This window comes from Palleronia aestuarii, from assembly GCF_003253995.1.
In the GTDB taxonomy this organism is placed as follows: domain Bacteria; phylum Pseudomonadota; class Alphaproteobacteria; order Rhodobacterales; family Rhodobacteraceae; genus Palleronia; species Palleronia aestuarii.
Genome location: NZ_QKZL01000005.1, coordinates 93,444 through 116,417 on the forward strand (window position 1 = coordinate 93,444; position 22,974 = coordinate 116,417).

Sequence of the window (22,974 nt, forward strand, 5' to 3'; positions counted from 1 at the left end):
TTGCGCTTCGGGCTTGTGCCATGACGGGCGGGCCGCCCACCAACATCTGATCGAACCGAGAACCGGGCTAAGACGCCCGCGTCCTCGGTGATCGGCTTTTGTTGCGTGAAGCGCGGGCCGCGATGCCTCATTCGGCGGCCATGCGCTCGGACTGGCCGAACCAGCTCTGGTAACCGAAGAGCGCGGCCGAGCCGCCGGTATGAAGGAACACGATGCGCTCGTCCTTCGCGAATTTACCCTTCCGGACATAGTCGATGAGGCCCGCCGCGCCCTTGCCGGAATAGACCGGGTCGAGCAGCAACCCCTCGTATTCCGCGAACATGCGGATCGCCTCGAGCGTGTCCTCGCGGGGTATACCGTAACCTTCGCCGACATAGTCGCAATCGGCCACCACGTCCTCGCGGGCGACGATGCCGGGACATCCGAGCTTCTCCGCGGTGCGGCAGGCGAGGTCGTAGACGTTGGCCTCTTGCTTCTCGCGGGGCGCGCGGACGCCGAAGCCCATGAGCGGGATGCCGGCATTGATCGCCTTCAGCCCGACGATCAGCCCGGCCTGCGTACCGGCGCTGCCCGTCGCGGTGACGATCCGGTCGATGGCAAGCCCGCGATCGTTGGCCTGGCCCAGAAGCTCGAAGGCGCAATTGACGTAGCCGAGCGCGCCCGTCGGGTTCGAGCCGCCACCCGGGATGGAGTAGACGCGCCGCCCCTCGCCCCGCAGCTTTTCGGCCAGCCCTTCGAGTTCGGCCACCATGTCGGCGCCGCCCGGGCGGGTTTCCGTCGTGGCGCCGTGCAGATGGTCGATCAGCACGTTGCCGTTCCCGGTATAGTTCGGATCTGTCGAGCCGGTACGGTCCTCAAGAAGCAGGTGGCACGCCATCCCCATGCGGGCGGCGAACGCGGCGGTCTGGCGGCAATGGTTCGACTGCGTGGCGCCCTGGGTAATGAGCGTGTCGGCGCCCTGATCCAGCGCCTCGGCGATCAGGAATTCGAGCTTGCGGGTCTTGTTGCCGCCCGTCGACATGCCGGTGCAATCGTCGCGCTTGATCCAGATCTCCGGTCCCCCGAGCTCGGCGCTCAGCCGATCGAGCCGCTCCAGCGGGGTCGGCAGATGGGCGAGAAACTTTCGTGGAAAGCGCGCGAGATGCATGGGGCGTCCGTTCCTGATGTTTTCCTTTCGCGCATGAAATCGCCCTTCCCCTCCAAGCGCAAATGCGAAATCCTCCTGATGACATGCAGATCTTGCAAGTTCAGGGGGCGACATGCGGCTCGAGTGGCTCGAGGACATCCTGGCCGTGGCCGAGACCGGATCGTTCTCGGAGGCGGCCGAGCGGCGGCACCTGACGCAATCGGCCTTCTCCCGCCGCATCCGCCATATCGAGGAATATCTGGGCATCGAGCTCTTCGATCGCAGCCGCAAGCCGGTGCAGCTGCGCGACACGCTTCTCGAACAGCGCGAGCCCATCGCCGAGCTCGCCCGGCAGCTGCGCCAGCTCACCGAAGATCTGCGTCACGGGGACCGGGTGGCTGGCAACCGGATCGTGCTGGCGAGTCAGCATTCCCTGACGGCCTCGCTGACGCCGAAGCTGGTTCGCCGGCTCGAAGCGAGCCACGTCAACATCCATGTCCGCCTGCGTTCGGCCAATCTCGACGGGTGCTACGCCATGCTCCTCTCGCGTAGCGCCGATGTCGCCATCGTCTATTTCCTTGCCGACGAGGGGATCGAGGCGCAGCCCGACTACATCGAAACCGCCGAAATCGGTTACGACCGCCTGATCCCGGTCGCCGGTACGCAGATTGTCCGCCGACTGAACGATGCAACCGACGCGCCGCTGCCGCTCATCGCCTATCCCGGCGAGGTGTTCTTCGGTCGGGTGCTCGACCGGGCGATCCTGCCTGCGGTGCGTGCGTATCGCACGGTAGCCCCCAAGGTCGAGACGGCGCTGACCCATGCCGCGCTGGAGCTCGCCTCCGAAGGGATCGGGATCGCGTGGGTGCCGATGTCGTTGGCCGCGGCACGGCTCGACGAGGGCCGGATCGCCGACCTGTCGGACCGCCTGCCCGGCTGCCGGCTCGGCGTCGCCGCCCTGCGCATCCGCGGCACCCCTTCCCCCGCCGCCGCCTCGGTCTGGGCGCAGTTGATGGCGGAGCGATGCTCAATGCAGCCGTCGCACCCGGACGCGCCGGGGGAGGGCCGCGAGGCTCAGCGATAGGGCGCGACGATGCCTGCCAGATCGACCCGCGCGCGGAGCCGCGCGGCGAGGAGATACGTGCCCGCGACCTTGCGCTGGATCAGGAGCGTGTCGCTCGGGGGGACGTGGCGCACCTCCCGTTCGGTCCCGATTTCGAGCCCCATGTCGCGCAGGCGCTGCGCGAGATCGGTGGTCCCGAAATCGAAGGGGGCGTCGCTCCGCAGCGGGGCCATGCCGGTGTCGAACATCGCGAGGAGCCTGTCGGCGAGACGCGGCGGGGTCGCCTCCGTCATCAGGCCCACGGCGACGGCCGCGCGCCGTGCAGCCACGGCGTCGCGCGACAGGCCCGCGAGCATCAGATCGCGAAACCCGGCGACGAGATCGGGCGGGAAATGGCGGACCGCGCCGAAATCGAGAAGGACGATCCGTTCCGTCCCCGGCTCCACGAGGTAATTGGCGAAGTTCGGATCGGTCTGCATCGCGCCCCACTCGAAGAGTTCGCGCAGAACGAGGGCGATGAGCCGCCGCGCGATCCCGTCGCGCACGGCCTGCGGCGCCTCCGTCAACCGCTCGACGGGCTGGCCACCCACGTAATCCATCGCCAGAACATTCGGGGTACAGAAATCCGCATGGCGGCGCGGCACCACGAAATCCTCCTCGCCCGCGAGATGCGCGGCGAAGAGATCGAGGTTCTGCCCTTCGCGCTCGTAATCGGCCTCCTCGTGGAGCTGCCTGCGCGCATCCTCGAGAAGCGGGCGCAGATCGAGGCCGGACGGCGCGGCGCCGGACCAGCGGATCAGGCCGGAAATGTTGGCGATGTCGCTGTCGATGCTGTCGCGGATGCCGGGGTACTGAATCTTCAGCGCAAGCGCGCGGCCGTCCTTCGTCCGGGCCCGGTGGACCTGCCCGATGGAGGCGGCGGCGATGGGACGGACGTCGAAATGGTCGAACCGCTTCAGCCAGTCCCGCCCCCATTCCGCGCCGAGCACGTCGCGGAGCTGTCTGGGCGGCATCGGATCGGCATCGGAGCGCAGGCGGTCGAGGATCGCCGCGATCTCGGGCGGCATCACGTCGCCCGCATCCATCGACATGAGCTGGCCGACCTTCATCGCCGCGCCGCGCATCCGCGAAAGCTCCGTCGCGATGCGCTGCGCGTTGCCGGGGGTGAGGATCAGGTCCTCGAACCGGGGCCGACGCCCGCGCGCAGCCTCGCGCAGGCCACCGGCAAGCGTCGCACCAGCAACGCCGCCCGCGAGGTTTCCCATCCGGAAGAGCCGCGACAACCGGCGGGAGGGCACCGGAAATCCGGGTCGGTCGGTCTCGTCGGGCCCGCTCACCAATGCTCCGTTCCCCGCGCGCCCTTGATCCGTCCGGTCAGATTGCGCGTGACCCAGCCGCCGTAGAAATCGCCGTCCTGCGGGATGACCCGCTCCGATCCGACGAAGCACGCCTCCATGAGCCCCGCGTAGAAAGCCAGATATCCCGCGAGATCGGCAAAGCGGGCGGAGGGCGCGTCGTAGCTCCAGGCCGCGCGCGGCGCCCGCTGCCCGCCCGCGCTCACGTCGAAATAGCGCGCGCGGCCCTTCCACTCGCAAAAGCTCCCCCCCGCCACGGGATCGAGACGGGCCCGGACATCCTCGGGCGGAAGGTAGTAGCTCGGCGCATGATGCGTCTCGAGTACACGGAACGCGCCGGTCGTCTCCGCGATCGTCTCGCCGCCGAGGCGGACGACGACGAGATGCGGCACCGGTTCGATCCGGGGCGGGCGGGGGTATTGCTGGACGTTCTCTGGCGGCAGATCGGACATGCGCCAGAGCTAGCGCCAGGGGCCGGGCGGTGAAAGCGACGGATGCGCGCAGCCACTCGCGATCACTTGCCTCCCCAGGCGTCGAGGAGCGGGCCGGTTCCGCCATGGACGGGATCGGTCCGTGGCAGCGGGACGGCGGCGATCCGGTCGCGGACCGACGGATCCGGCGGCTCCTCCGCCTGGATCGTCCCGTAATCCTCCTGCCCCGGCGGATAGGCCCCGCAGACCCGGAAGTCCCCGCTCGCCTCGATCTGACAATGGCCTGTGCCCGCCGGGAGGACGAGGACGTCGCCCGCCGACACCTCGACCGTCCGACCCTCAGGACCGCCGAGCATCAGGAGCGCGTGACCCGAGGCCACGGCCAGCGCCTCGTGCGCGTTAGGGTGGTAGTGGTGATACTCGAAGACCCCCCAGACCCATGTCCCGCCCCATCCGCTTTTCTCGAGCCGTGCCGTTACCGCCTCGGGACCCGCGCCCGCATCGAGCGCGCCGCGCAGGACGAGAACCGGCAGGTCGGGATTGTTCGGGACGGCCTCGCCACCATCGAGGTGGCGCGTCTCCACCCTCACCTCCGTCTCCGGCATCACCCGCGCGACCAAGACGCCACCCTTTCGCGATCCGCTCATCTGCGTTCGACCTCCGCGCCCTCGCGCCCGAGGCGGCGCATCGCCCGCGCGGGACCGCGGCGCATCGGTGGCAGGCGGGCGGGATCGAAGGGGGAGAGGTCGACATGCCGCGACATGCCGCCCGAGATCACGTCCGCCACCGCTTCCCCGGTTGCGGGCGCGTTGAGGATACCCCAGACGCTGTGACCCGTCGCGACATGGACGCCCGGCCATCCTTCGACGAGACCGATGACCGGCAAACCGTCTGCCGCGATCGGACGGAAGCAGGCCTGCCGCGCGATCACGCGATCGGGCGTCAGACGCGCGGAGATCGCGAGGCACATCGCCTCGAGCCGCTCGATGGCGCCGGGGTCGGGTCCGGTGGCGGCGGGATCGTCCGGAAGCGCCGCTTCGCTCGAGATCGCGCAGGCGTAGACGGTGCCGTCGGCACGCGGGAAGATCTCGGGCGAGGCCGATCCGCCATCGCCCTCCCGATGCTCGAGAAAGAGGGCTTCCGCCGGCACGTCCTGCACGTCGTAGACGAGGCTGTGGCCCTTGACCGCGTGGATCGCGGGCAAATCGAGCCAGCCGCCCGCGCGGATCGACCACGGGCCCATCGCGAGGACGACGCGATCCGCCGCGATCTCCTCGCCATCGACGCGGACGCCGCTCACATGACCCGCCGCGTCTTGCGTCAGCCCCGTCACTTCGCCCTCGACGAGCCGGGCGCCGCCGTCGATCGCCGCGGCCATCAGCCCCTGCGTGAAGAGCGCGGGATGGACCTGTGCCGTCGTCGCCTCCGTGCCGAGCCGCCCCTGCAAGGCGACCGCCTCCGAGAGCCAGGGCAGATCCGCGCGGCCGCGCATCTTCATCCCGGAGACGCCCGCATAGGTGGTCATCCGGCGATAGCCCCAATCGCGTCCGGTCTCTCCGGGAAGGTCCGCATGCAGGGCGAAGCTGCGGCGGGCGAGCGGTTCGAGCGCGGATCCGTCGCACCAGTCGAGCGCGAGAAAGCCACCGGACTTGCCCGATGCGGCAGAGGCGACACCCGTCCGTTCGACGACCACGACCTCCGTCCCGCGGCGGGTGAGATAATAGGCACAGGCGGCGCCGATCGCACCGCCGCCGCAGATGACGACCCTCATGGAAATGACCTCGGCGTGTTTGAACCGCAAGACTGCGCGTCTCCGGCGCGAGGTGCAAGGGGACCGGCGACCGGAACCGTTCGGGCGGCGTCGCGCGCTTGTCGCAGAAACGACATCCAGGGGTTGCGCAGTTGTCACGTGGATCGGCTTTGCTCACTCGTCGTCGAACCACGAAAGCGATCCAATGACACGTCAACTCCTCGCCATTCTGCTCACCGCCGGGACCGCGGTCCCGGCCGCCGCGCAGCAGGAATTCCCCGCCACCCTGACCGCCTGGGCCGCCCTGCCCGCCGCGACCTTCACCGCACCGCCCGAAGACGCGCCCGCACACCATGCGCGCTCCGGACGGTTCACGGGTGAGGGCCGCACCGAGGAATTGGGGGCGATCCGGATCGAGGAGACGGGCGTCACCCTGCCCATGGAGGGCCAGCCGGTGCAGGGCTTCTCCGGCATCCGCTCGCTCGGCGAAGACCGCTTCCTGGTGCTGACCGACAACGGTTTCGGCACCAAGGCCAATTCCGCGGACGTGCTCCTGATGTTCCACGAGGTCGAGGTCGATTGGGAAAACGCGAAAGTGGGCCAGCCGGAGACGACCTTCCTCAGCGATCCCCTCCGCCGCGTACCGTTCCCGATCGTCAACGAGGCGACGGAGACGCGCTATCTGACCGGGGCGGATTTCGATCTCGAATCGATCCAGCCGATCGGGGATGGCTACTGGATCGGCGACGAGTTCGGCCCCTGGCTGATCGAGGTCGACGGGTCGGGCGTGGTGCAGCAGGTCGTGCCGACGGAGGTGGGCGGGCAGACGTATCTCTCGCCCGACAATCCTGCCGCTGCGACGCCCAATTCCGGAGAGCCGATGCCGGAGGAGCTCATGGCGATGCGCTCGGGCGGCTACGAGGGGATGGCCCTCGGGCCCGACGGCACGACGCTCTATCCCCTTCTCGAGAAGCCCGTCTGGGACGCGGCGGCCGGGGCGCCGATGCAGATCGGCGGAACACCGGTCCTGTCGCTCTTCGAGTTCGACACCACGGGCGGCGGCTTTGCGGAGGAGGTATGCTACTACCCGCTCGACGATGCGGGCCATGCGATCGGCGATTTTAACATGATCGACGAGACCCGCGCGCTCGTCATCGAACGCGACGGCGGACAGGGCACGGCGGACTTCTCCGACAACCCGGCGGAGTTCAAGCGCATCTATCTCGTCGATCTCGACCGGACGGACGAGGCGGGCGTGCTTGAGAAGATCGCCTATATCGACCTCATGGATATCCGCGATCCCGACGGGATCGGACGCGGCACGACCGACGGCGTCTTCACCTTCCCCTTCGTGACGATCGAGGACGTGGACCGCGTTGACGCGACCACGATCGTCGTCGCCAACGACAACAACTACCCCTTCTCCGTGGGGCGCGAGGCCGGCCGGGCCGACGACAACGAGTTCATCCTGCTCGACGTGGCCGATTTTCTCTCGGCTGAATGAGACCCCGGGGCGGTCGCCCCGGAACGGACGGTGCGGCGCAGGGCCCTTGCCCGGGGATCGGCGCCGCATTATTCCGGTGCGGAGCCTGCCGGCGATGGCGTCGCCGGGGAGCCTGCCGCTCCCGCTCTCCCATCCTGAACGCCGGGAGGTTCGATCGCGGGATCGAGGCCGGTCCCATTCCGCGATCAGATGGAGGTCATGTTGATGAAGTCCCCCACCGATCCCACAGGCATAACGCGCGCTGAATATTTCGCCTTCGAAAACGGCCCGAAGGCCCCCCTGCCCTTCAGCGAGGCCGAATATGCGCGGCGGATCGGCGGTCTGCGCACGATCCTCGCCGAGCACGACCTCGATGCCGCGATCCTCACCTCGATGCACGGCGTGGCCTATTATTCGGGGTTTCTCTACTGCGCCTTCGGGCGGCCCTATGCCTGCATCGTCACGGCGGAACGGCTCGTGACGATTTCGGCCAATATCGACGGTGGACAGCCCTGGCGGCGCTCCGTTGGCGAGAACATCGTTTATACCGACTGGAAACGCGACAATTTCTGGCGCGCCGTGCGTGAGGTGACCGGGCGCGGAAGGCGCTGCGGGATCGAGGCGGACCACCTCACGCTGCTGCAAATGGGCAAGCTGCGGGAATTCTTAGGCGGCGAGACGCTCGACATCGCCGGAGCCACGATGGCGCAGCGGATGGTCAAGTCTCCCGAGGAGATCGCTCTGATCCGCGACGGCGCGCGGATCGCCGATCTGGGCGGCGCGGCCATGCGCGAGGCGATCCGCCCCGGCATCCGCGAGATCGACGTGGCCATGGCCGGCCGCGACGCGATGGAGGCCGAGATCGCGCGCGCCCATCCCGACAGCGAGCTGCGCGACACCTGGGCATGGTTCCAGTCCGGCCCCAATACCGACGGCGCCCACAACCCCGTCACGACACGGCGGCTCGAGATGGGGGACATCCTCAGCCTCAACGCCTTCCCGATGATCTCGGGCTATTATACCGCGCTGGAGCGGACGCTTTTTCTGGGCGAGCCGGACGCGGCGTCCCTCGCCATCTGGGAGGCGAACGTAGCCGCGCACGAACTGGGCCTTTCAATCATCCGCGAGGGGGCGCGCTGTTGCGACATCTGCGCGGAGATCAACGCGTTCTTCGTCGGCCGCGACCTGCTGCGATACCGCAGCTTCGGCTACGGACATTCCTTCGGCCTCCTGTCGCATCATTACGGGCGCGAAGCGGGGCTCGAGTTGCGCGAAGACATCGACACGGTGCTCGTTCCGGGGATGGTGATCTCGATGGAGCCGATGCTGACGCTGCCCGAAGGCACACCCGGCGCGGGCGGCTACCGCGAGCACGACATCGTCGTCCTGGGCGCCGACGGGCCGGAGAACGTCACGGGCTTCCCCTTCGGCCCCGCGCACAACGTCATCGCCGCCTGACACCGTGCGCGCGACATGATGGCGGGCGGGCGGCCCGGTCCGGATGTTGCGATCACGTATGCGATCGCGGCGATTGCGACGGCGGTCCGGACGCCCTAAGGCCTCCCCATGACCCTGCGTTCCGCCCCGATCCTCCTCGCGATGCTTCCGCTCTGCGGGCCCGCCCTCGCGCATCCGCACGTGTTCATCGACACCGCCTTCGATCTGGTCTTCGACGCGGAGGGCCGGCTCGAGGGCGTGCGGATCGAATGGAGCTACGACGACTTCTACTCGCTGCTCCTCGTGGAGGAGAACGCGCTCGACGCCGATGGCGACGGGGTGCCGGAACCCCGTCGGCTCGACGCCTTCGCGGGCGGTGACGTCGATTGGGCGGCGGGCTTTCCGGGCGATTTCACAGTGACGCACGACGGCACACCGCTGCCGCTCCGCCCGCCGACGGAGCACGAGGCGAGCTGGCGCGACGACCGCTACGTGACGACGCATCTCATGACGCTGGCCGAGCCCGTTGCCGTGGACGGGCACACCATCGTCGCGCGTGCCTACGACCCGACGTACTTCGTGGCCTACGACGTCCCCACGGCCCCCGGCATCGTCGGACGGGACGATTGCACGCTTTCGCGCGAGGCCGCCGACCGGGATGCCGCGATGGCGGAATACGGCGAGGCACTGGCCGAGGTCGACATGCTCTCCGACCCGTTCGAGGCGGTCGACCTGCCCGATATCGGCATTCTCTTCTCCGACGCCTTCGAGCTCGCATGCGCCGCGCCGTCCTGATCCTGCCGATCCTCGTCGTCGGAGCGTTCCTCTGGGCGATGGTTTCGGGCCTCGACGGGTCGGTGGCGGCTTGGGCCGCGGGATGGCAGAGGGAGTTCCAGAACGCGCTCGCGGGCGCGTTGAGAGGTCTCCGCGCCGGCGAGCCCGGCGCGCTCTGGCTGATGACGGGGCTCTGCTTTGCCTACGGCGTCGCCCATGCGGCGGGTCCCGGACACGGCAAGATGCTCATCGGCGGCTACGGGCTCGGCCGCACCGTCCCGGTCCTGCGCCTCTCGGCCATCGCGATGGCGGCCGCCATCGGACAGGCGCTGACCGCCCTCGCCCTCGTTGGCGGTTGCATCTTCGTCCTAGGCTGGACGCGGGTGCAGACGACGGGTCTCGCCGAAGGCCTGATGGCCCGGGCGAGCGCGCTCGCTATCGGGTCGATCGGCGTCTGGCTCGTCCTGCGCGGGCTCTTGCGCCTTCACCGCGGCCGTGCCGCCAGACCGGTGCATCACGACCATGCGCATGACGACCATGCGGGCTGCGGACACCGCCACGGGCCCACGCCCGAAGAGGTTCGCGCGGCGACCGGGCCCGGAGAGATCCTGGCGCTCGTGGGGGCCATCGCAATCCGCCCCTGCTCCGGCGCGCTCATCCTCCTCGTGCTGAGCTGGCACATGGGGATCCTCGCGGCCGGGGTCGCGGGGACCTTCGCCATGTCGCTCGGCACGGGGGCGGTGACGGTCGGCGTCGCGGCGATGGCCGTCGTCGCGCGTGAAGGCACGGCGCTCTCTTTCGGCCAAGCGGGCCGCGCCACGGCGCTCATGCCGCTTTTAGAGATCGGCGCGGGAACGGGCATCGCGCTTCTCGCGCTGCGCGGTATCCAACTCGCCTGAGCGTCGGTGCGAGGCAAGGATGTGGGCTTGGGCACGTTATGTTCAGGATGTGATCTTGGACAAAGTTCATCGTTCGAACACGATCCTGACCGCCGCCGCTCCATCACTCCCGCGATAGCACTTACCGGGAAGTCGCCGCCGAATTGCCTCTTGCTGACAGTCGGCTAACCAAATGGTCGTTATGGGCAAAGACGAGCGGATCATGGCAATATTTTCTGCGGCGAGACGACCGGCGCGCCTGACGGACGCCGCGGGCCTCACGGCCGAAAGAAGCGCAGCGCGCTGATCGCGGCGTCGGTGAGGTCGGCGAAGCGGGCGAGGATATGTTCGGGCGCGATCCCCGCGGGGCGACCCTCCGTCGCCGAGATACGTGTCATCAAGGTCAGGAGGCGACGGCGATGGATGCCGAGCCTCGCCTGGACCGGATCCGCGATGATGCCTGCGAAGGTGGTCACGACCGAGGCGATCATCGCGAGCCCGAAACCCGTCGCGAGCACGAACCAGAGCGGCTGGCTGACCGGGAACGTGCCATACCAGACCCGTCCGAGCCGGACGCCGAGAGGGAAGTTCTCCACCGCCGAGGCATGAACGACGTATTCCGATACGGACGGCGCGAGCGACGCGATGCCCGGCGTCGCCGTGCCGAAGAGCGCGAGCCCCGCGGAGAGGACGATGAGCGATGTCGTGATCTCCGCCACCGCGGAACGCACGGCGGTGTAGTCGGCGATGATCCGGCGGCTTTCTTCGGAGAGGGGCGCGGCCTTCAAGAGCTCCGCCTCGATCCGCGACTGGACCGCCCGCGACACGGAAGTCGGCAGCAGGATGCGCCGCGCGGCGAGCCAATCGCCGAGCCGCCGGAGACGGACGAGCCGTGCGAGGAGCGCCGCGATCCCCGTCAGCAGATAGACGGGTGCGAGCGCCACGTTAAGCGGCGCGCGCAAGAGGTCCCAGCCGAGCGCCGCGCTGTGCAGACGCAAGGTCCCGGCAAGCCGAAAATGTCGCGCGACGAAGGCGTCGATATCCTCCCGAACGGCAATCGCGGCCGCCGCCTTCTTCTCGTCCACGGTCCTCACTCCGGCACGGGACGGATCAGGTCGGCTTCGTTCATCCGTCGGATCGTCGGCGCCACGAATCCCCTCCATGCGTCACCCACCGCGCGCAGGATGCGCGAGATTGCCCGGTCCGACCAGAGCCGCGCGGACGGAGAGGGTCATGCACGTGACCGACCCTGCGGGCAGAGATTGACAACGCCGACAGGGCATGAAACGCCTTCCGATGCGACAGGGGCATCCGGCGACCGCCGGGTTGAGACGCACCCTTTGAACCTGAACCGGATCATACCGGCGGAGGAAGGCGCGACACGGACCCGAGCCGCGGTCCATCGTCCCTCCCCGTCATTGGGAGGTGATAATGGACGATCCATCCCGCCATCTCGAGCGGGTGCGCCGCGATGCACCGCTCGTGCAATACATCACGAACTACGTGGCGATGAACGTCGCGGCCAACGTGCTTCTCGCCGCCGGGGCGTCTCCGGCGATGGTCCATGCGCGGGAGGAAGCGCCGGGCTTCGCCGCGATGGCCGATGCGCTCGCGATCAATATCGGGACGATCGATGGCCGGACGGCGGAGGCCATGCCGCTTGCCGCCGCCGCGGCGCGGGCGGCCGGCACGCCCTGGGTGTTCGACCCCGTGGCCGTCGGTGCGACGGCGTTCCGGCAGGAGACCGCCCGGGGACTGCTCGCGGAACGGCCCTGCGTGATCCGTGGCAACGCCTCCGAGATCCGCGCGCTCGCGGGATTGGAGAGCCAGGGCCGGGGCGCGGATGCGAGCGACGCGGTTGCCGCTGCCGAAGACGCGGCGCGCGCGCTTGCCGGGCGGACCGGCGCGGTCGTCGCCGTCACCGGTCCCGTCGATTTCGTGACCGATGGCGAACGGGCCGCGCGGGTCGCGAACGGTCATCCCCTGATGCCGCGGGTGACTGCGCTCGGCTGCGCACTCACCGGGCTCGTCGCGGCCTTCGTCGCGGGCGGCCCCCGCTTCGAGGCGACGCTCGCCGCCCTCGCCTGTTTCGGCGTCGCGGGCGAGATCGCGGCCGAAGGCGCGCGGGGTCCGGGCAGCCTGCAGGTCAACCTTCTCGACGCGCTCCACGCGATGGAGCCCGGCACGCTCGATGCCCGTGCCCGGATCGATCCGGCATGATCCCGGCGCTTTGCTATGTCACCGATGCCGACGCCCCCCTTTCCCTGCCCGATCAGGCGGAGGCCGCGGCGCGCGGGGGCGCAAGCTGGATCCAGCTGCGCCACAAGACGCTGCCCGACGATGCCTTTGCGGCCCTCGCCCGAGAGATCGCGGAGCGGATCGCTTCCCATGGCGCGAAGCTCGTCGTCAACGACCGCGTGGAGATTGCCCGCGCCCTTGGCGCCCCCGCGCTCCATGTCGGACAGGGGGATGGAAATATCGGCGCGATCCGCGACCGGATCGGCCGCGACATGATCCTCGGCCTTTCCGTGCAGGTGGTCGATCAGATCGGCGCGATCCCGCCCGGTACGGTCGATTACCTCGGCATCGGTCCCGTGCGCGCCACGGCCTCCAAACCCGACCACGCGGTCCCGATCGGGTTCGAAGGGCTGGCCCGGATCGTCTCCGCGACCCCCCTGCCCTGCCTCGCGATCGGCGGACTTGCCGCAAAGGATGCGGGGGCGGTGCGGCGAAGCGGTTGCGCGGGGATGGCCGTCGTCTCCGCCATCTCCCGCGCTCCGGACCCGGAACGCGCTGCACGGGCCATCTTCGCACAATGGAGGAAGACATGATCCCCAACATTCTCGCCATCGCCGGATCCGATCCCTCGGGCGGCGCCGGCATCCAGGCCGACATCAAGGCGATCTCGGCCAATGGCGGCTATGCCATGGCCGCGCTCACCGGACTCACGGCGCAGAACACGTGCGGCGTCATGCGAGTCCAGCCGGTCGACCCCGGAATGGTGACGGCGCAGATCGCGGCGATCCGGGACGACATCCGCATCGATGCCGTGAAGATCGGCATGCTCGGCGACGCGTCGGTGATCGTGGCCGTCGTCGCGGCGCTTGAGGGGCTCGACGCGCCCATCGTTCTCGACCCGGTCATGGTGGCCAAGGGGGGCGACCGGCTGCTCGAGGAAGAGGCCGTCGGGGCGCTGCGCGAGAAGCTTCTGCCCCGCGCGACGCTCCTGACGCCGAACCTGCCCGAAGCGGGCGATCTGCTGGGCGAGAGCCCCGCGCGCGATATCGAGGCGATGCGGTCGCAGGGCCACGCGCTCCGCGGCTTCGGGCCTGCCGCGATCCTGATGAAGGGCGGCCATCTCGACGGAGAGGACGCCATCGACCTCCTTCTGACGGAGACGGGAGAGATGGTCCTCTCTGCGCCCCGGACCGATACACGCAACACCCACGGGACAGGCTGCACGCTCTCTTCCGCGCTCGCGACCGAACTCGGGCACGGGCGCGAGTTGCCCGAGGCGGCGGAGCGCGCGAAAGCCTATGTCAGTGCCGCCATCGCCGCCGCGAGCGCGCTTTCGGTCGGGAGCGGGCATGGGCCCACCCATCATTTCCACGCGCTCTGGCGCGACGATCACGGAGGACCGAGATGACTTTCACCGATGAGGCCAAGGCCGCGACAGCCACGCTGCAGGAGACGATCCTGACGATGCCCTTCAACGCCGATCTCGCGAGCGGCGCGCTGCGGCCGGAGGTCTTTCGCGGCTACATCGTGCAGGACGCGCATTACCTCGAAGGGTTCGCGCGCGGCCTCGCCATGGCCGCCGCCCGCGCCTCCGATCCGCCCGCGATCGCGCAGCTCTCCGGGAGCGCCAACGGCGCGATCCTGGTCGAGCGGGGCCTGCACGGGCACTACATGGAACTCTACGGGGTGACGCCGGAGATGTACGAGGCGACGCCGCCCTCGCGTGCCTGCGACCATTACGTGAACTTCCTGCTGCGCACCGCCGCGATCGATCCGTTCCCGGTCGCGGTCGCGGCGCTCCTGCCGTGCTTCTCGATCTATTACGACGTGGGCCATGCGATCCAGGATACAGCCGTGAAGGATCATCCCTACCGCGCCTGGATCGACACCTATGCCGGAGAAGAGTTCGGCGAGGCGGTGCGGGCCATGCTCGCGCTCACCGATCGCCTCGCGGCCGCGGGCGACGCGCCTTTGCGCCGGGCGATGCAGGCGGCCTATGCCGCCTCCGTCTGGCACGAATGGATGTTCTGGCACAGCGCCTATCACGAGGAGGCATGGCCCGCGCCGTGAGGCCTGCCCGGCACGCGGATCGGGGCAAGGCTTTGACGGCAGGGTAAATTCGCTTACACCTCGGGGGCCGGCGGCCGTGTCGCGGGCCCGACCGAGGGGGAGCCGATGCCGAACGAGCCATTCTTCGAATTCGCGCCCTACCACCTCCTTCTCGTCCTGATCGGGGCGGTGGTCCTGATGGCCTACTGGCTGCCGCGCTTCGTGTCGAACCGGGAGCCTGCGGCGCCGCCGCTCCTGATCCTCTTCGGTATGCTCTGCCACTGGGCCGTTCCCGACATCGCCCTGCTGCCCGATCCGCGATCCCAGCCGCTGGTCTGGGAGCGTGCGAGCGAGATCACGGTGATCGTCGCCCTCTTCGCCACCGGCCTGCGGATCGATTCACCTCTGACCCGCTCCCTCTGGGGACCGACGGCCCGCATGCTCGTGCTCGCCATGCCGCTCTCCATCGCCGCCGTGGCGGTGATGGGCCATTCGCTCGTCGGCATGACGGTGGCCGGTTCGATCCTGCTCGGGGCGGTGCTGGCCCCGACCGACCCCGTCCTTGCCGCCGACGTGCAGGTCGGACCTCCGCATGAGGGGATCGAGCATCCGGTCCGCTTCACCCTGACGACGGAGGCAGCGCTGAACGACGGGCTGGCCTTTCCCTTCGTCTATCTGGGACTGCTCGTCGCCATCGAGGGCGTGGGAATCCGCGACTGGGGCGCGACCTGGATCGGGATCGACCTTCTCTACCGCACCGCGATGGGCACCGCGGCGGGCATCGTCGCGGGCTGGGCGCTCGGCAAGGTGCTCTTCGCGATCCCGCGGAGAGCGGTGCTCGCCGATACCGCTTCTGGCATCGTGGCGCTCGCGGGCGTGCTACTCTGCTACGGCGCGACGGAACTCGCAGAGGGTTACGGGTTCATCGCCGTCGCCGTGATGGGGCTGACGCTGCGCCGCGTGGAGAGCGAGCATGTCTTCCACCGCGCGCTGCACGATTTCTGCGAGACGGTGGAACACGCGCTGATGGCGCTGCTCCTCGTGGCCCTCGGGGGCGTCCTGCCGCTGCTCTTCGCCGACCTCAACTGGACCCACTTCCTCATCGCGCTGCTGCTCATTGTCGTGATCCGGCCCGGCGCCGCCTGGGTTTCGCTCATGGGCAGTCGGCTGCGCGGGCGCGACCGGCTCGTCGTCGCCGTCTACGGCGTCCGCGGCATCGGCTCGATCTACTACCTCTGCTACGCGGGTAGCCATATCGAGTTCGTGAACGAGGACCAGCTCTGGTCGCTGGTGGGGCTGACCATCCTGCTTTCGACCCTGCTCCACGGCTTCACCGTGGGACGCGCGATGGACAAGCTCGACGACTGAGCAGGCCCCCTCCCCTGCCCCGCCGCATCGCGGATCGGTTCAGCTCCAGGGTCCCTTCGGGTGGGACCGTTTGCCGGTGGACGGAACGCGGGAGGCGACCGTCTCGGCCCGTGCGCGGGCGCCCACGCCCGCCTCCGCCATCCGTCGCAATTCTGCCACCCGGTTCTCCGTCGCAGGGTGGGTGGAGAAGAGGTTGTCGTGCCCGTGCATGTGCAGCGGATTGATGATGAACATGTGTGCCGTCGCCGGATTGCGCTCCGCCGCGTGATTGTCGATCCGCGACGCGCCGACCTGTATCCGTTCGAGCGCGGAAGCGAGCCAGAGCGGATGGCCGCAGATCTCCGCGCCAGCCTTGTCGGCGGCGTATTCACGCGTCCGGCTGATCGCCATCTGGACGAGCGCCGCGGCGAGCGGGGCGAGGATCATCATCGCGAGCGTGCCCACGATCCCCATGCCGTTCTCGCGTCGCCCACCGAAGAGGAAGGCGAAGTTCGCAAGAAGCGAGATCGCACCGGCGAATGTCGCCGTCACGGTCATGATCGCCGTGTCGCGGTTGCGGATATGGGCGAGCTCGTGGGCGATGACGCCCGCGATCTCCTCCCGGCTCAACGAACGCATAAGGCCCGTCGTCACGGCGACGGCCGCATTCTCCGGGTTCCGCCCGGTGGCGAAGGCGTTGGGCTGCTCCGTTTCGAGGATGTAGACCGCAGGCGTGGGCAGCCCGGCGTTTTTCGCCAGATCGGCCACGAGATCGTAGATGCCGCTGCGATCGCCGCGCGCGACTGGCCGCGCGTTGTGCATCCGGAGCACCATCTTGTCCGACGACCACCACGAGAAGACGTTCATCCCGGCCGCAGCGATGAAGGCGATCACGATCCCCGTTGACCCGCCTAGGAGATAGCCGAGCCCCATGAAGAGCGCGGTCATCGCCGCCATCAATATGCCTGTCTTGACGTATCCCATCACCGATCCCTGTCCATCCGTCCGAACCGAACTCATATAGGGAGGGATCGGGGCCCCGCAAAGCGCTCTGCCCGGCGGTCAGCCGCTCAACAGATCGACGTCGTAGAGCGATATCTGCGCATCCGCCGAGGCCAGTCGAAGCCCTTCCAGCCGGGACTGCGCGATCAGCATTCGGTCGAACGGATCCGCGTGGTGCCGCGGCAACCTCCCGGCGGCTCTGGCATGCGCCCAGGTGATGGCAAGCGGAACGACCCCCTCCGCCCGGACGGTGTCGAAGAGGTCGTCCGGTACGGACAGCTTTCCGATCGAGCGCTTTATCGCCACCTCCCAGACGGAGGCCGCGCTGACATGGAGCTCCGTTCCGGGGGCCGTGAGCACCTCGCGGATCCCCGCGGGAAGCCGCGCGTCGTCAAGGGCCGCCCATAGCAGGATATGGGTATCAAGAAGGAGCCTCATCGCGGCGCGATCGGGCCATCCCCAATCAGCGCTGCGATTTCCGCATCGCCGTCATAGAGGTCGGGAGCGTCGAACCGTCCCGCGAGACACCCCACGAGCCCCCTGCCCCGACCAGTCATGGCGTTCGGCACTAGCCGGGCAACAGGACGGCCATACCGCGTAAGCTCGATCTCCTCGCCCGCCTCCGCCCGGCGGATCAGTTCGGCGAAACTTGCCTTGGCGTCGGCGATGGATACCTGCATCTCATACTCCATGTTGGTCATGATGTAGGTCATAATGCGACTTATTGCAAGAATGATCGCGGCGAACCAGTATGTAGGCCGTTACCGAGCGGTAACCGACAGGATCCCGCCGGTTACCGCTCGGTAACGCCCGACTATCTCAGGACTTCCCGCCGGATCCCGCTCGCAGCTCCCGCTCGAACGCTTTGACGGCGCGCTCTAAACGCTCGCGTGAAATCTCAGCAAAGTTATCCTGGCTGACGATCCGGCACTCCCCCTGTCGAGCAGTCACCTTCGTCGCGCCTAGATGAAATTCGAGCTTCGGGCGCGAGGCGGCGGGTCGATCAGGCGTGGTGCTGCGCTTCGATACGCTGACGAACTCCCCAAGGATCCTGTTCTGGGCCTCCGGATCGCTACAGCCAGAGAGCGCCGTGCGCAGCGCCGGAATATCGGACGACCCCTTCAGCGTGCGCGCAACCTCGACCCCGAGATCACGCTTGACCGCCTTGGGCCACCGGAGGTCGTCCCCCAAGGTTTCGAGAACGGATACGAAGCTGCGAATGTAGGAACGCTTGGTCTTGTGCAGTGCCGTGTAGAGCCGCCCGACCATCGCATCCGCATCGCCCTCACCCGTACCCGGATCGGCAGCGGCAGTAATGGCGACCTGAGCCATCTCCGCGAAGGTCAAATCCTCCCTGACGACGTTCTCCTCAACCATGTCGATATAACGCGCGATACGCTGTGACTCACCCGCTTCGATCCGTGCGACGACCTCGGAAAACGATCTGTCCCCAGTCTCGACATGCAGCTGCCGCAGCGCCGTCAGACGCCGCCAGCCCTTCTTGAGCTGGTAGCCACCCAGCTCGTCCTCGTAGACCTCGATCGGCTCCTTCTGGCCACGCGCCCGGATCGATGCCTTCAATTCCTCCATCTCGTCGGAGACCGCGACGGCTTCGAGTTCCAGACGGTCACGCGGAAGATCGTCCGTTCCAATCCGGTCGAGCGGCAGCGACACAAGGACCCGACCGGCTTCGCGCGCGGCACGGAAGGCTTTCGCATCCTCCGCGTTCCGCCGCCGCTGCTCCACTTTGGCCTCGGTGCTGGCGTGAAGGTCCTCGGCCGCCTCGCGTACCGCGGCGCCCATCGGCCCGACGCCACGATCCCGACGAGAGGCCGTCGAACCCGGATCGAGCGGGCCAAAACCGAACTTGTTTCTGGAACTCATAGTGCACGCTCCTCTTCCTTCACGTTCGCCTTCCAGGCCGTCAGCAACGTCGCCTTGAACTCCTGGTAGGACCGGTCGAAGCTCTGGCGTGCGCGCTTCCACGTCTCCCGCGTCATATGGCGATAATCTTGCTCGTAGACCGACATTTGGAACCGCCCCGATTGCTCCACAGCACGGGTCATCTCGACGGGATGTGCGCAGACATCCGCGCCGAACACATTGCGGAACGCATCGAGCATCGCGTCGTGAAGCGGATTGCTCGCCTCAAACCGCGTCATCAAAAGACGGATGTCACGGAAACGCTTCGGGAGATCGAGCCCGGCATCCTCCGCCAATCCCGAGAACCCCTCCGAGATGTCTGCCATCGCGTCCCCGAGCTGCCCGAGATAGCTCGTCGTGCTGTCGTATTCCCAATAGCCCGGGCCCGACGGGATATAGAGGATGTCGGAGGCGAAGGCGGCGTTGAGGGATTGATAGCCGATCGCCGGGGGGCAATCGAAGATGATCACGTCGTACTGGTCGTCGGGCAATTCATCGAGATAGCGGGCCACGCAGCCGAAGAAGCTCCAGGCCTTGTGCAGCGCGCGGTATTGCGCGGAGGCGAACTCCACGAAGGCCGCGTTGGCGCAGGACGGAATGATGTCGATCGTGGGCCAGCACGTGGGCTGGATGAAGTCCTGGAACCGCTGCGCGCCGATCGACTGAACATCCTCCGGCAGCTCGTCGGCGGAGGGGTAGGGGCAATCGTCGGGATCGTCGTAGGAGGCCGTGATCCGGTCGGCTTCCCGGCAGAGATCGCGGCACATGATGCCCCAGACCGTGTTCCACTCACGGACCTCGACAAGGCCCATAGAGTGCGTCAACGTCGCCTGCGGATCGAAGTCGATGCAAAGGACGCGGTAGCCGTCGAGGGCAGAGGCGTGGGCGAGGTGCTGAGCCACGACCGTCTTGCCGACGCCACCCTTGAAGTTCGACACAGCGACCCGCATCGCGCGCCCCTTCGGACGCTCGGGCAGGAGGGGCTTGCCGCGGAACCGCAGACGACGGCGCAGCTGGATGATCTCCTGCAGAGTGAACCAACGCTGACGCCCATCGGCCTCGGTCTCCCCCTGGGGAAGGGAGGGATCATCGGCGAGTTTCTTTCTCAGTGTATCGGCCGGGATATCGAACATGAACTGGCTGATCTCCCAGATCGAGAAGGCCCTGAGCTCCTTGACCTCTCCCGGACTGAAGGTCGCGCGGCGCACGGCAGCCTGTTGCGACAGGCTGCGCTCGTTCATCTGCTGCAGATCGGTATGGTCTCTCATGGCGATCTCTTGTTATTTCTGCTCCTGCCAAGGAATAACGCGATTTCTAAAACCATAAAACCGCGAAAACGGATTACCGCGTTTTCGAAGCCGACTAAGCAATAACGGGAAAATTCAGGTGTTCTTTAGAATGCGGGGGACAGAGAAGGGCTGATTGGGGGACATATAGGCGTCCCCCTTCACCAAATTCACCGATTTCTTCGAATAAGAGTGAGGATCAGTAATCCCGTCTTTCTCCGGGGATTGACAGAAAGCGGGAAACACGGCTTGCTGTATCCAGAAACGGGAATCGGCGCCGAAGACGTCGAACCAAAGATAACGCGGGACGAGCATGTTCATCAAACCGTTGACCGGTCCGCAGGCCGGCGCGAGAAAATACGACCTCCTGACCGCCCTGAGCCTCCTCGGACTACATGGCCCGCGACAGATGCGGATATCCCTGCTCCGGCTGCTTTCGGTGGTAACAGCGCGATACAATTGGAAAGCGAACGAACTCTCGATCGGTCAGGCGGAGATGGCGCGGATTTGGGGCGTGACCGAGCGGACAGCCAAACGCGAAGTCCGGACATGGATCGCGGAGCGGCTGGTGATCCGGTCCCGCGCACCGTCACGGGGCCGGGTCGGGGCCTACCGACTGGACCTCTCCGAAATTTGGCACCGAAGCGCGCAATTCTGGCCATTGATCGGCCCCGACTTCACGGAAAGGATGTTGGCCGAGCATCCGGTCACCGCTGCGGAGAACCTACAAACGCCGACCCCGATCCCGGAAGAAAAGACGACAAGTCCATGGGGCGCCGTCCGTGACCGGCTTAGGCGACACGATCCCGCAATCTACCAACACTGGATTGCGCCTCTAGATTACGTCTCGGATACCGGCTGCTGCGTCACGCTCCGCGCACCGTCGCGGTTCATGGCCCATTATGTGAAGACTCGTCTCGGACCGGTTCTGGATGCCGCGATCGAGGCGGAGATCGGCCCGATGCGGCGGGTCGAGATCGTCGGGGATAGCCGTGCCGTCGAGGCAGATTGACCTTACGTCAACGCACCCCTTCGATACGATTTCGCTTAGCCTTCGTTGCAGCGATGTCTATGGCTCCGAATTCGTCGATAACCACGCCGAAGAGTTCGCTCGCCGCAATCGTCGAGAAATACCCCAGCCGGACGTCCTCCGCGACGGCGACCGGGTCGCGTTTCCATGGTTCGCCATAGCCCCCTCCGCCGGGTGTGCCCACGCGGACCCTGTCGCCAGGCAGGAGGGGGATGTTCTGGGCCTTCGAGAGGTGCGGGGGCACGAAGGTCTCCCCGTTGCGGCTAATCCGGACTTCGTTAACCGTTCCGTCGGCGCCGCCGAAGATGCCTTGCGGCCCGGTCCGGCCATGATCCATCACGAAACTCGCCAGCGCCGTTCCCCGCAGGAGTTCCACCTCGTAGTCGAGACCGAACCCTCCGCGATGCGTGCCGGCCCCGCCAGACCCCTCGCGCAGCGCGTAGCGGCGGTAGAGGACAGGGAATTGCTGCTCCATGATCTCCACAGGTGGCGCCTTCGAGATGCCGATGGTGGAGCAGCCGTTGGAAATGCCGTCGCCGCCCGCAAAGCCGCCGTAGCCGCCGCCCGAGATCTGGTACATCACGTAGGAGCGGCCCTCCTGGGCGATCTCTCCGCCGAGGGCGAAGTTGCCGGACGTGCCGGCGGGCGCAGCGGTGATCCGGTCCGGCAGGGCAGGGGCGAGGGCCACGAAGACGGCCTCCGCGATGCGTTGGCTCACCTCCGCCGCGCAACCTGAGACGGGGCGGGGATAGCGCGCGTCGAGGAACGTCCCCTCGGGGCGCAGGATCTCGAGGGGCTCGAAGGCGCCCGCGCTGATCGGCACGTCGGGGAAGATGTGGCGCATGGCGAGATAGACCGAGCTTACGGTCGTCGCGATGACGGAGTTCATCGGCCCAGCACAGGGCAGCGAGGAGCCCGTGAAGTCGAATGTCAGCCTGTCGCCATGCGCGGTAACGGCAAGCCGGATCTCGAGCGGTTCGTCCACCACGCCGTCGCTGTCGATCCAGGCGGAGGCACGATACGTGCCGGGCGCGATCAGCGCCACGTTGGCGCGCATCTGCTCGGCGGCGCGTCGGCGCAGCTCGGCGATTGCCTCGGTCACTGTGGCGTCGCCGTAGCGGTCGAGTAGCCGCTCGAGCCGCGCCCGCCCGACATAGAGCGCGGCGGCCTGCGCCTTGACGTCACCGATCCGCTGGTCGGCCACGCGGATGTTGGAGCAGATAATCGCGTAGATCTCCGGATCGAGCGTCCCGCGCTTGAAGAGGCGGACGGGCGGCAGGCGGAGGCCTTCCTGTTCGACCGCGGTGGCCGAGGCGGAGAAGCCACCGGGCACCGCGCCCCCGGTATCGGGCCAGTGCCCGGTATTCGACAGCCAGCAGAAGATCGCGCCGTCGCGCCAGACCGGCATGGCGAAGCGCACGTCCATGAGATGCGTGCCGCCGAGATAGGGATCGTTGACGATGTAGACGTCGCCGGGCTCGGGCGCCGCGACCCGTCCGTCGGCGATCATCTCGATGAGCGTCGCCGTGGAGGCCTGCATCGTGCCGACGAAGACCGGCAGGCCCTGGGAGCCCTGCGCGATCAGGCTGCCGTCCACGGCGGAATAGATGCCGTCGGATCGGTCGTTCGCCTCCGCGATGACGGGAGAGAAGGCCGCGCGGGAGAAGGAGAGGTCCATCTCGTCGCAGACCTGCTGCAGACCCGACTGGATGACCGACAGGGTGACGGGATCGAGGCTCATGCGGCTCTCCGCGGGGCAGGGGGCGCGAGGCCCCGGCTCGGGGGCCGGGGCGCCTGGCGCC

General features: G+C 67.8%; 23 protein-coding genes and 1 riboswitch. Of the genes, 11 read left to right on the plus strand and 12 right to left on the minus strand.

The features are described 5' to 3' along the window. Positions 1–127 precede the first annotated feature (127 nt). Complete coding sequence (gene cuyA, locus LX81_RS08050) at positions 128–1,147, minus strand: D-cysteate sulfo-lyase (protein WP_111536793.1); 1,020 nt, start codon at positions 1,145–1,147, stop codon at positions 128–130. Positions 1,148–1,259: 112 nt separating this feature from the next. On the opposite strand from cuyA, the gene LX81_RS08055 reads away from it, so the two are divergent. Further along, the gene (locus LX81_RS08055; RefSeq protein WP_111536794.1) at positions 1,260–2,210 is read left to right on the plus strand and encodes a LysR family transcriptional regulator; all 951 of its coding nucleotides are present in this window, start codon (positions 1,260–1,262) and stop codon (positions 2,208–2,210) included. Here the strand turns inward: LX81_RS08055 and LX81_RS08060 are convergent. The 4 genes from LX81_RS08060 to LX81_RS08075 all read right to left on the minus strand — a co-directional run bounded on the left by LX81_RS08060 (position 2,201) and on the right by LX81_RS08075 (position 5,746). After that, positions 2,201–3,526 (minus strand): ABC1 kinase family protein, encoded by a 1,326-nt coding sequence (locus LX81_RS08060; protein ID WP_444543920.1) that lies wholly within the window; start codon positions 3,524–3,526, stop codon positions 2,201–2,203. The genes LX81_RS08055 and LX81_RS08060 overlap by 10 nt on opposite strands. Further along, positions 3,523–3,996, minus strand: coding sequence for a DUF427 domain-containing protein (locus LX81_RS08065; protein WP_111536795.1), 474 nt, complete (start codon positions 3,994–3,996; stop codon positions 3,523–3,525). Before LX81_RS08065 ends, LX81_RS08060 begins: the two co-directional genes overlap by 4 nt. Before the next feature lie 62 nt (positions 3,997–4,058). Further along, complete coding sequence (locus LX81_RS08070; RefSeq protein ID WP_234822533.1) at positions 4,059–4,622, minus strand: cupin domain-containing protein; 564 nt, start codon at positions 4,620–4,622, stop codon at positions 4,059–4,061. Beyond that, positions 4,619–5,746 carry an NAD(P)/FAD-dependent oxidoreductase gene (locus tag LX81_RS08075; protein ID WP_111536988.1) on the minus strand — a complete coding sequence of 376 codons (1,128 nt, stop codon included), beginning with the start codon at positions 5,744–5,746 and terminating at the stop codon, positions 4,619–4,621. Before LX81_RS08075 ends, LX81_RS08070 begins: the two co-directional genes overlap by 4 nt. A gap of 184 nt (positions 5,747–5,930) precedes the next feature. On the opposite strand from LX81_RS08075, the gene LX81_RS08080 reads away from it, so the two are divergent. The 4 genes from LX81_RS08080 (at position 5,931) to LX81_RS08095 (ending at position 10,318) form a co-directional block, all read left to right on the plus strand. Then, the gene (locus LX81_RS08080) at positions 5,931–7,229 is read left to right on the plus strand and encodes an esterase-like activity of phytase family protein (RefSeq protein WP_111536796.1); all 1,299 of its coding nucleotides are present in this window, start codon (positions 5,931–5,933) and stop codon (positions 7,227–7,229) included. 231 nt (positions 7,230–7,460) lie between these two features. Next, complete coding sequence (locus LX81_RS08085) at positions 7,461–8,666, plus strand: aminopeptidase P family protein (RefSeq protein ID WP_170133895.1); 1,206 nt, start codon at positions 7,461–7,463, stop codon at positions 8,664–8,666. A gap of 108 nt (positions 8,667–8,774) precedes the next feature. After that, positions 8,775–9,440 carry a DUF1007 family protein gene (locus LX81_RS08090; RefSeq protein ID WP_111536797.1) on the plus strand — a complete coding sequence of 222 codons (666 nt, stop codon included), beginning with the start codon at positions 8,775–8,777 and terminating at the stop codon, positions 9,438–9,440. Then, positions 9,422–10,318, plus strand: a complete 897-nt coding sequence (locus LX81_RS08095) for a nickel/cobalt transporter (protein ID WP_111536798.1) — start codon at positions 9,422–9,424, stop codon at positions 10,316–10,318. Before LX81_RS08090 ends, LX81_RS08095 begins: the two co-directional genes overlap by 19 nt. A 257-nt stretch (positions 10,319–10,575) precedes the next feature. Here LX81_RS08095 and LX81_RS08100 read toward each other — a convergent pair whose 3' ends face one another. Then, positions 10,576–11,382 (minus strand): DUF6635 family protein, encoded by an 807-nt coding sequence (locus LX81_RS08100; protein WP_111536799.1) that lies wholly within the window; start codon positions 11,380–11,382, stop codon positions 10,576–10,578. Between the two features lie 208 nt (positions 11,383–11,590). Then, positions 11,591–11,687: riboswitch (TPP riboswitch) on the plus strand. 41 nt (positions 11,688–11,728) lie between these two features. Between LX81_RS08100 and thiM the strand changes: the two genes are divergently transcribed. The 5 genes from thiM to LX81_RS08125 all read left to right on the plus strand — a co-directional run bounded on the left by thiM (position 11,729) and on the right by LX81_RS08125 (position 15,952). Beyond that, a complete protein-coding gene (gene thiM / locus LX81_RS08105; protein WP_111536800.1) occupies positions 11,729–12,517 on the plus strand; it encodes a hydroxyethylthiazole kinase in 789 nt (262 codons plus the stop codon). Then, positions 12,514–13,128, plus strand: coding sequence for a thiamine phosphate synthase (thiE, locus tag LX81_RS08110; RefSeq protein ID WP_111536801.1), 615 nt, complete (start codon positions 12,514–12,516; stop codon positions 13,126–13,128). Before thiM ends, thiE begins: the two co-directional genes overlap by 4 nt. Then, positions 13,125–13,943, plus strand: a complete 819-nt coding sequence (thiD, locus tag LX81_RS08115) for a bifunctional hydroxymethylpyrimidine kinase/phosphomethylpyrimidine kinase (protein WP_111536802.1) — start codon at positions 13,125–13,127, stop codon at positions 13,941–13,943. The genes thiE and thiD overlap by 4 nt, the downstream gene beginning before the upstream one ends. After that, positions 13,940–14,605, plus strand: a complete 666-nt coding sequence (locus LX81_RS08120) for a TenA family protein (protein WP_111536803.1) — start codon at positions 13,940–13,942, stop codon at positions 14,603–14,605. The genes thiD and LX81_RS08120 overlap by 4 nt, the downstream gene beginning before the upstream one ends. 105 nt (positions 14,606–14,710) lie before the next feature. After that, positions 14,711–15,952 carry a cation:proton antiporter gene (locus LX81_RS08125; RefSeq protein WP_111536804.1) on the plus strand — a complete coding sequence of 414 codons (1,242 nt, stop codon included), beginning with the start codon at positions 14,711–14,713 and terminating at the stop codon, positions 15,950–15,952. Positions 15,953–15,991: 39 nt separating this feature from the next. Here LX81_RS08125 and htpX read toward each other — a convergent pair whose 3' ends face one another. The 5 genes from htpX to LX81_RS08150 form a co-directional block, all read right to left on the minus strand. Further along, the gene (gene htpX, locus LX81_RS08130; RefSeq protein WP_111536805.1) at positions 15,992–16,915 is read right to left on the minus strand and encodes a zinc metalloprotease HtpX; all 924 of its coding nucleotides are present in this window, start codon (positions 16,913–16,915) and stop codon (positions 15,992–15,994) included. 78 nt (positions 16,916–16,993) lie between these two features. Further along, on the minus strand, positions 16,994–17,371 hold the full coding sequence (locus LX81_RS08135; protein WP_111536806.1) for a type II toxin-antitoxin system VapC family toxin: 378 nt from the start codon (positions 17,369–17,371) through the stop codon (positions 16,994–16,996). After that, complete coding sequence (locus LX81_RS08140) at positions 17,368–17,613, minus strand: type II toxin-antitoxin system Phd/YefM family antitoxin (RefSeq protein WP_111536990.1); 246 nt, start codon at positions 17,611–17,613, stop codon at positions 17,368–17,370. Before LX81_RS08140 ends, LX81_RS08135 begins: the two co-directional genes overlap by 4 nt. A gap of 139 nt (positions 17,614–17,752) precedes the next feature. Further along, positions 17,753–18,736, minus strand: a complete 984-nt coding sequence (locus LX81_RS08145) for a ParB/RepB/Spo0J family partition protein (protein ID WP_308418332.1) — start codon at positions 18,734–18,736, stop codon at positions 17,753–17,755. A 77-nt stretch (positions 18,737–18,813) separates the two neighbouring features. After that, complete coding sequence (locus LX81_RS08150) at positions 18,814–20,124, minus strand: AAA family ATPase (protein WP_111536808.1); 1,311 nt, start codon at positions 20,122–20,124, stop codon at positions 18,814–18,816. 331 nt (positions 20,125–20,455) lie between these two features. On the opposite strand from LX81_RS08150, the gene LX81_RS08155 reads away from it, so the two are divergent. After that, the gene (locus LX81_RS08155) at positions 20,456–21,154 is read left to right on the plus strand and encodes a DnaA N-terminal domain-containing protein (RefSeq protein WP_111536809.1); all 699 of its coding nucleotides are present in this window, start codon (positions 20,456–20,458) and stop codon (positions 21,152–21,154) included. A 7-nt stretch (positions 21,155–21,161) separates the two neighbouring features. Here the strand turns inward: LX81_RS08155 and LX81_RS08160 are convergent, their stop codons facing one another. Then, on the minus strand, positions 21,162–22,913 hold the full coding sequence (locus tag LX81_RS08160) for a hydantoinase B/oxoprolinase family protein (RefSeq protein WP_111536810.1): 1,752 nt from the start codon (positions 22,911–22,913) through the stop codon (positions 21,162–21,164). Positions 22,914–22,974 lie beyond the last annotated feature (61 nt).

Excerpts from the sequence above, each read along its gene's own strand:
- cuyA (WP_111536793.1), bottom strand. The coding sequence starts at position 1,147 with ATGCATCTCGCGCGCTTTCCACGAAAGTTTCTCGCCCATCTGCCGACC.
- LX81_RS08055 (WP_111536794.1), top strand. The coding sequence starts at position 1,260 with ATGCGGCTCGAGTGGCTCGAGGACATCCTGGCCGTGGCCGAGACCGGA.
- LX81_RS08065 (WP_111536795.1), bottom strand. The coding sequence starts at position 3,996 with ATGTCCGATCTGCCGCCAGAGAACGTCCAGCAATACCCCCGCCCGCCC.
- LX81_RS08070 (WP_234822533.1), bottom strand. The coding sequence starts at position 4,622 with ATGAGCGGATCGCGAAAGGGTGGCGTCTTGGTCGCGCGGGTGATGCCG.
- LX81_RS08075 (WP_111536988.1), bottom strand. The coding sequence starts at position 5,746 with ATGAGGGTCGTCATCTGCGGCGGCGGTGCGATCGGCGCCGCCTGTGCC.
- LX81_RS08080 (WP_111536796.1), top strand. The coding sequence starts at position 5,931 with ATGACACGTCAACTCCTCGCCATTCTGCTCACCGCCGGGACCGCGGTC.
- LX81_RS08090 (WP_111536797.1), top strand. The coding sequence starts at position 8,775 with ATGACCCTGCGTTCCGCCCCGATCCTCCTCGCGATGCTTCCGCTCTGC.
- LX81_RS08095 (WP_111536798.1), top strand. The coding sequence starts at position 9,422 with ATGCGCCGCGCCGTCCTGATCCTGCCGATCCTCGTCGTCGGAGCGTTC.
- thiM (WP_111536800.1), top strand. The coding sequence starts at position 11,729 with ATGGACGATCCATCCCGCCATCTCGAGCGGGTGCGCCGCGATGCACCG.
- thiE (WP_111536801.1), top strand. The coding sequence starts at position 12,514 with ATGATCCCGGCGCTTTGCTATGTCACCGATGCCGACGCCCCCCTTTCC.
- thiD (WP_111536802.1), top strand. The coding sequence starts at position 13,125 with ATGATCCCCAACATTCTCGCCATCGCCGGATCCGATCCCTCGGGCGGC.
- LX81_RS08120 (WP_111536803.1), top strand. The coding sequence starts at position 13,940 with ATGACTTTCACCGATGAGGCCAAGGCCGCGACAGCCACGCTGCAGGAG.
- LX81_RS08125 (WP_111536804.1), top strand. The coding sequence starts at position 14,711 with ATGCCGAACGAGCCATTCTTCGAATTCGCGCCCTACCACCTCCTTCTC.
- htpX (WP_111536805.1), bottom strand. The coding sequence starts at position 16,915 with ATGGGATACGTCAAGACAGGCATATTGATGGCGGCGATGACCGCGCTC.
- LX81_RS08135 (WP_111536806.1), bottom strand. The coding sequence starts at position 17,371 with ATGAGGCTCCTTCTTGATACCCATATCCTGCTATGGGCGGCCCTTGAC.
- LX81_RS08140 (WP_111536990.1), bottom strand. The coding sequence starts at position 17,613 with ATGCAGGTATCCATCGCCGACGCCAAGGCAAGTTTCGCCGAACTGATC.
- LX81_RS08145 (WP_308418332.1), bottom strand. The coding sequence starts at position 18,736 with ATGGGCGCCGCGGTACGCGAGGCGGCCGAGGACCTTCACGCCAGCACC.
- LX81_RS08150 (WP_111536808.1), bottom strand. The coding sequence starts at position 20,124 with ATGAGAGACCATACCGATCTGCAGCAGATGAACGAGCGCAGCCTGTCG.
- LX81_RS08155 (WP_111536809.1), top strand. The coding sequence starts at position 20,456 with ATGTTCATCAAACCGTTGACCGGTCCGCAGGCCGGCGCGAGAAAATAC.
- LX81_RS08160 (WP_111536810.1), bottom strand. The coding sequence starts at position 22,913 with ATGAGCCTCGATCCCGTCACCCTGTCGGTCATCCAGTCGGGTCTGCAG.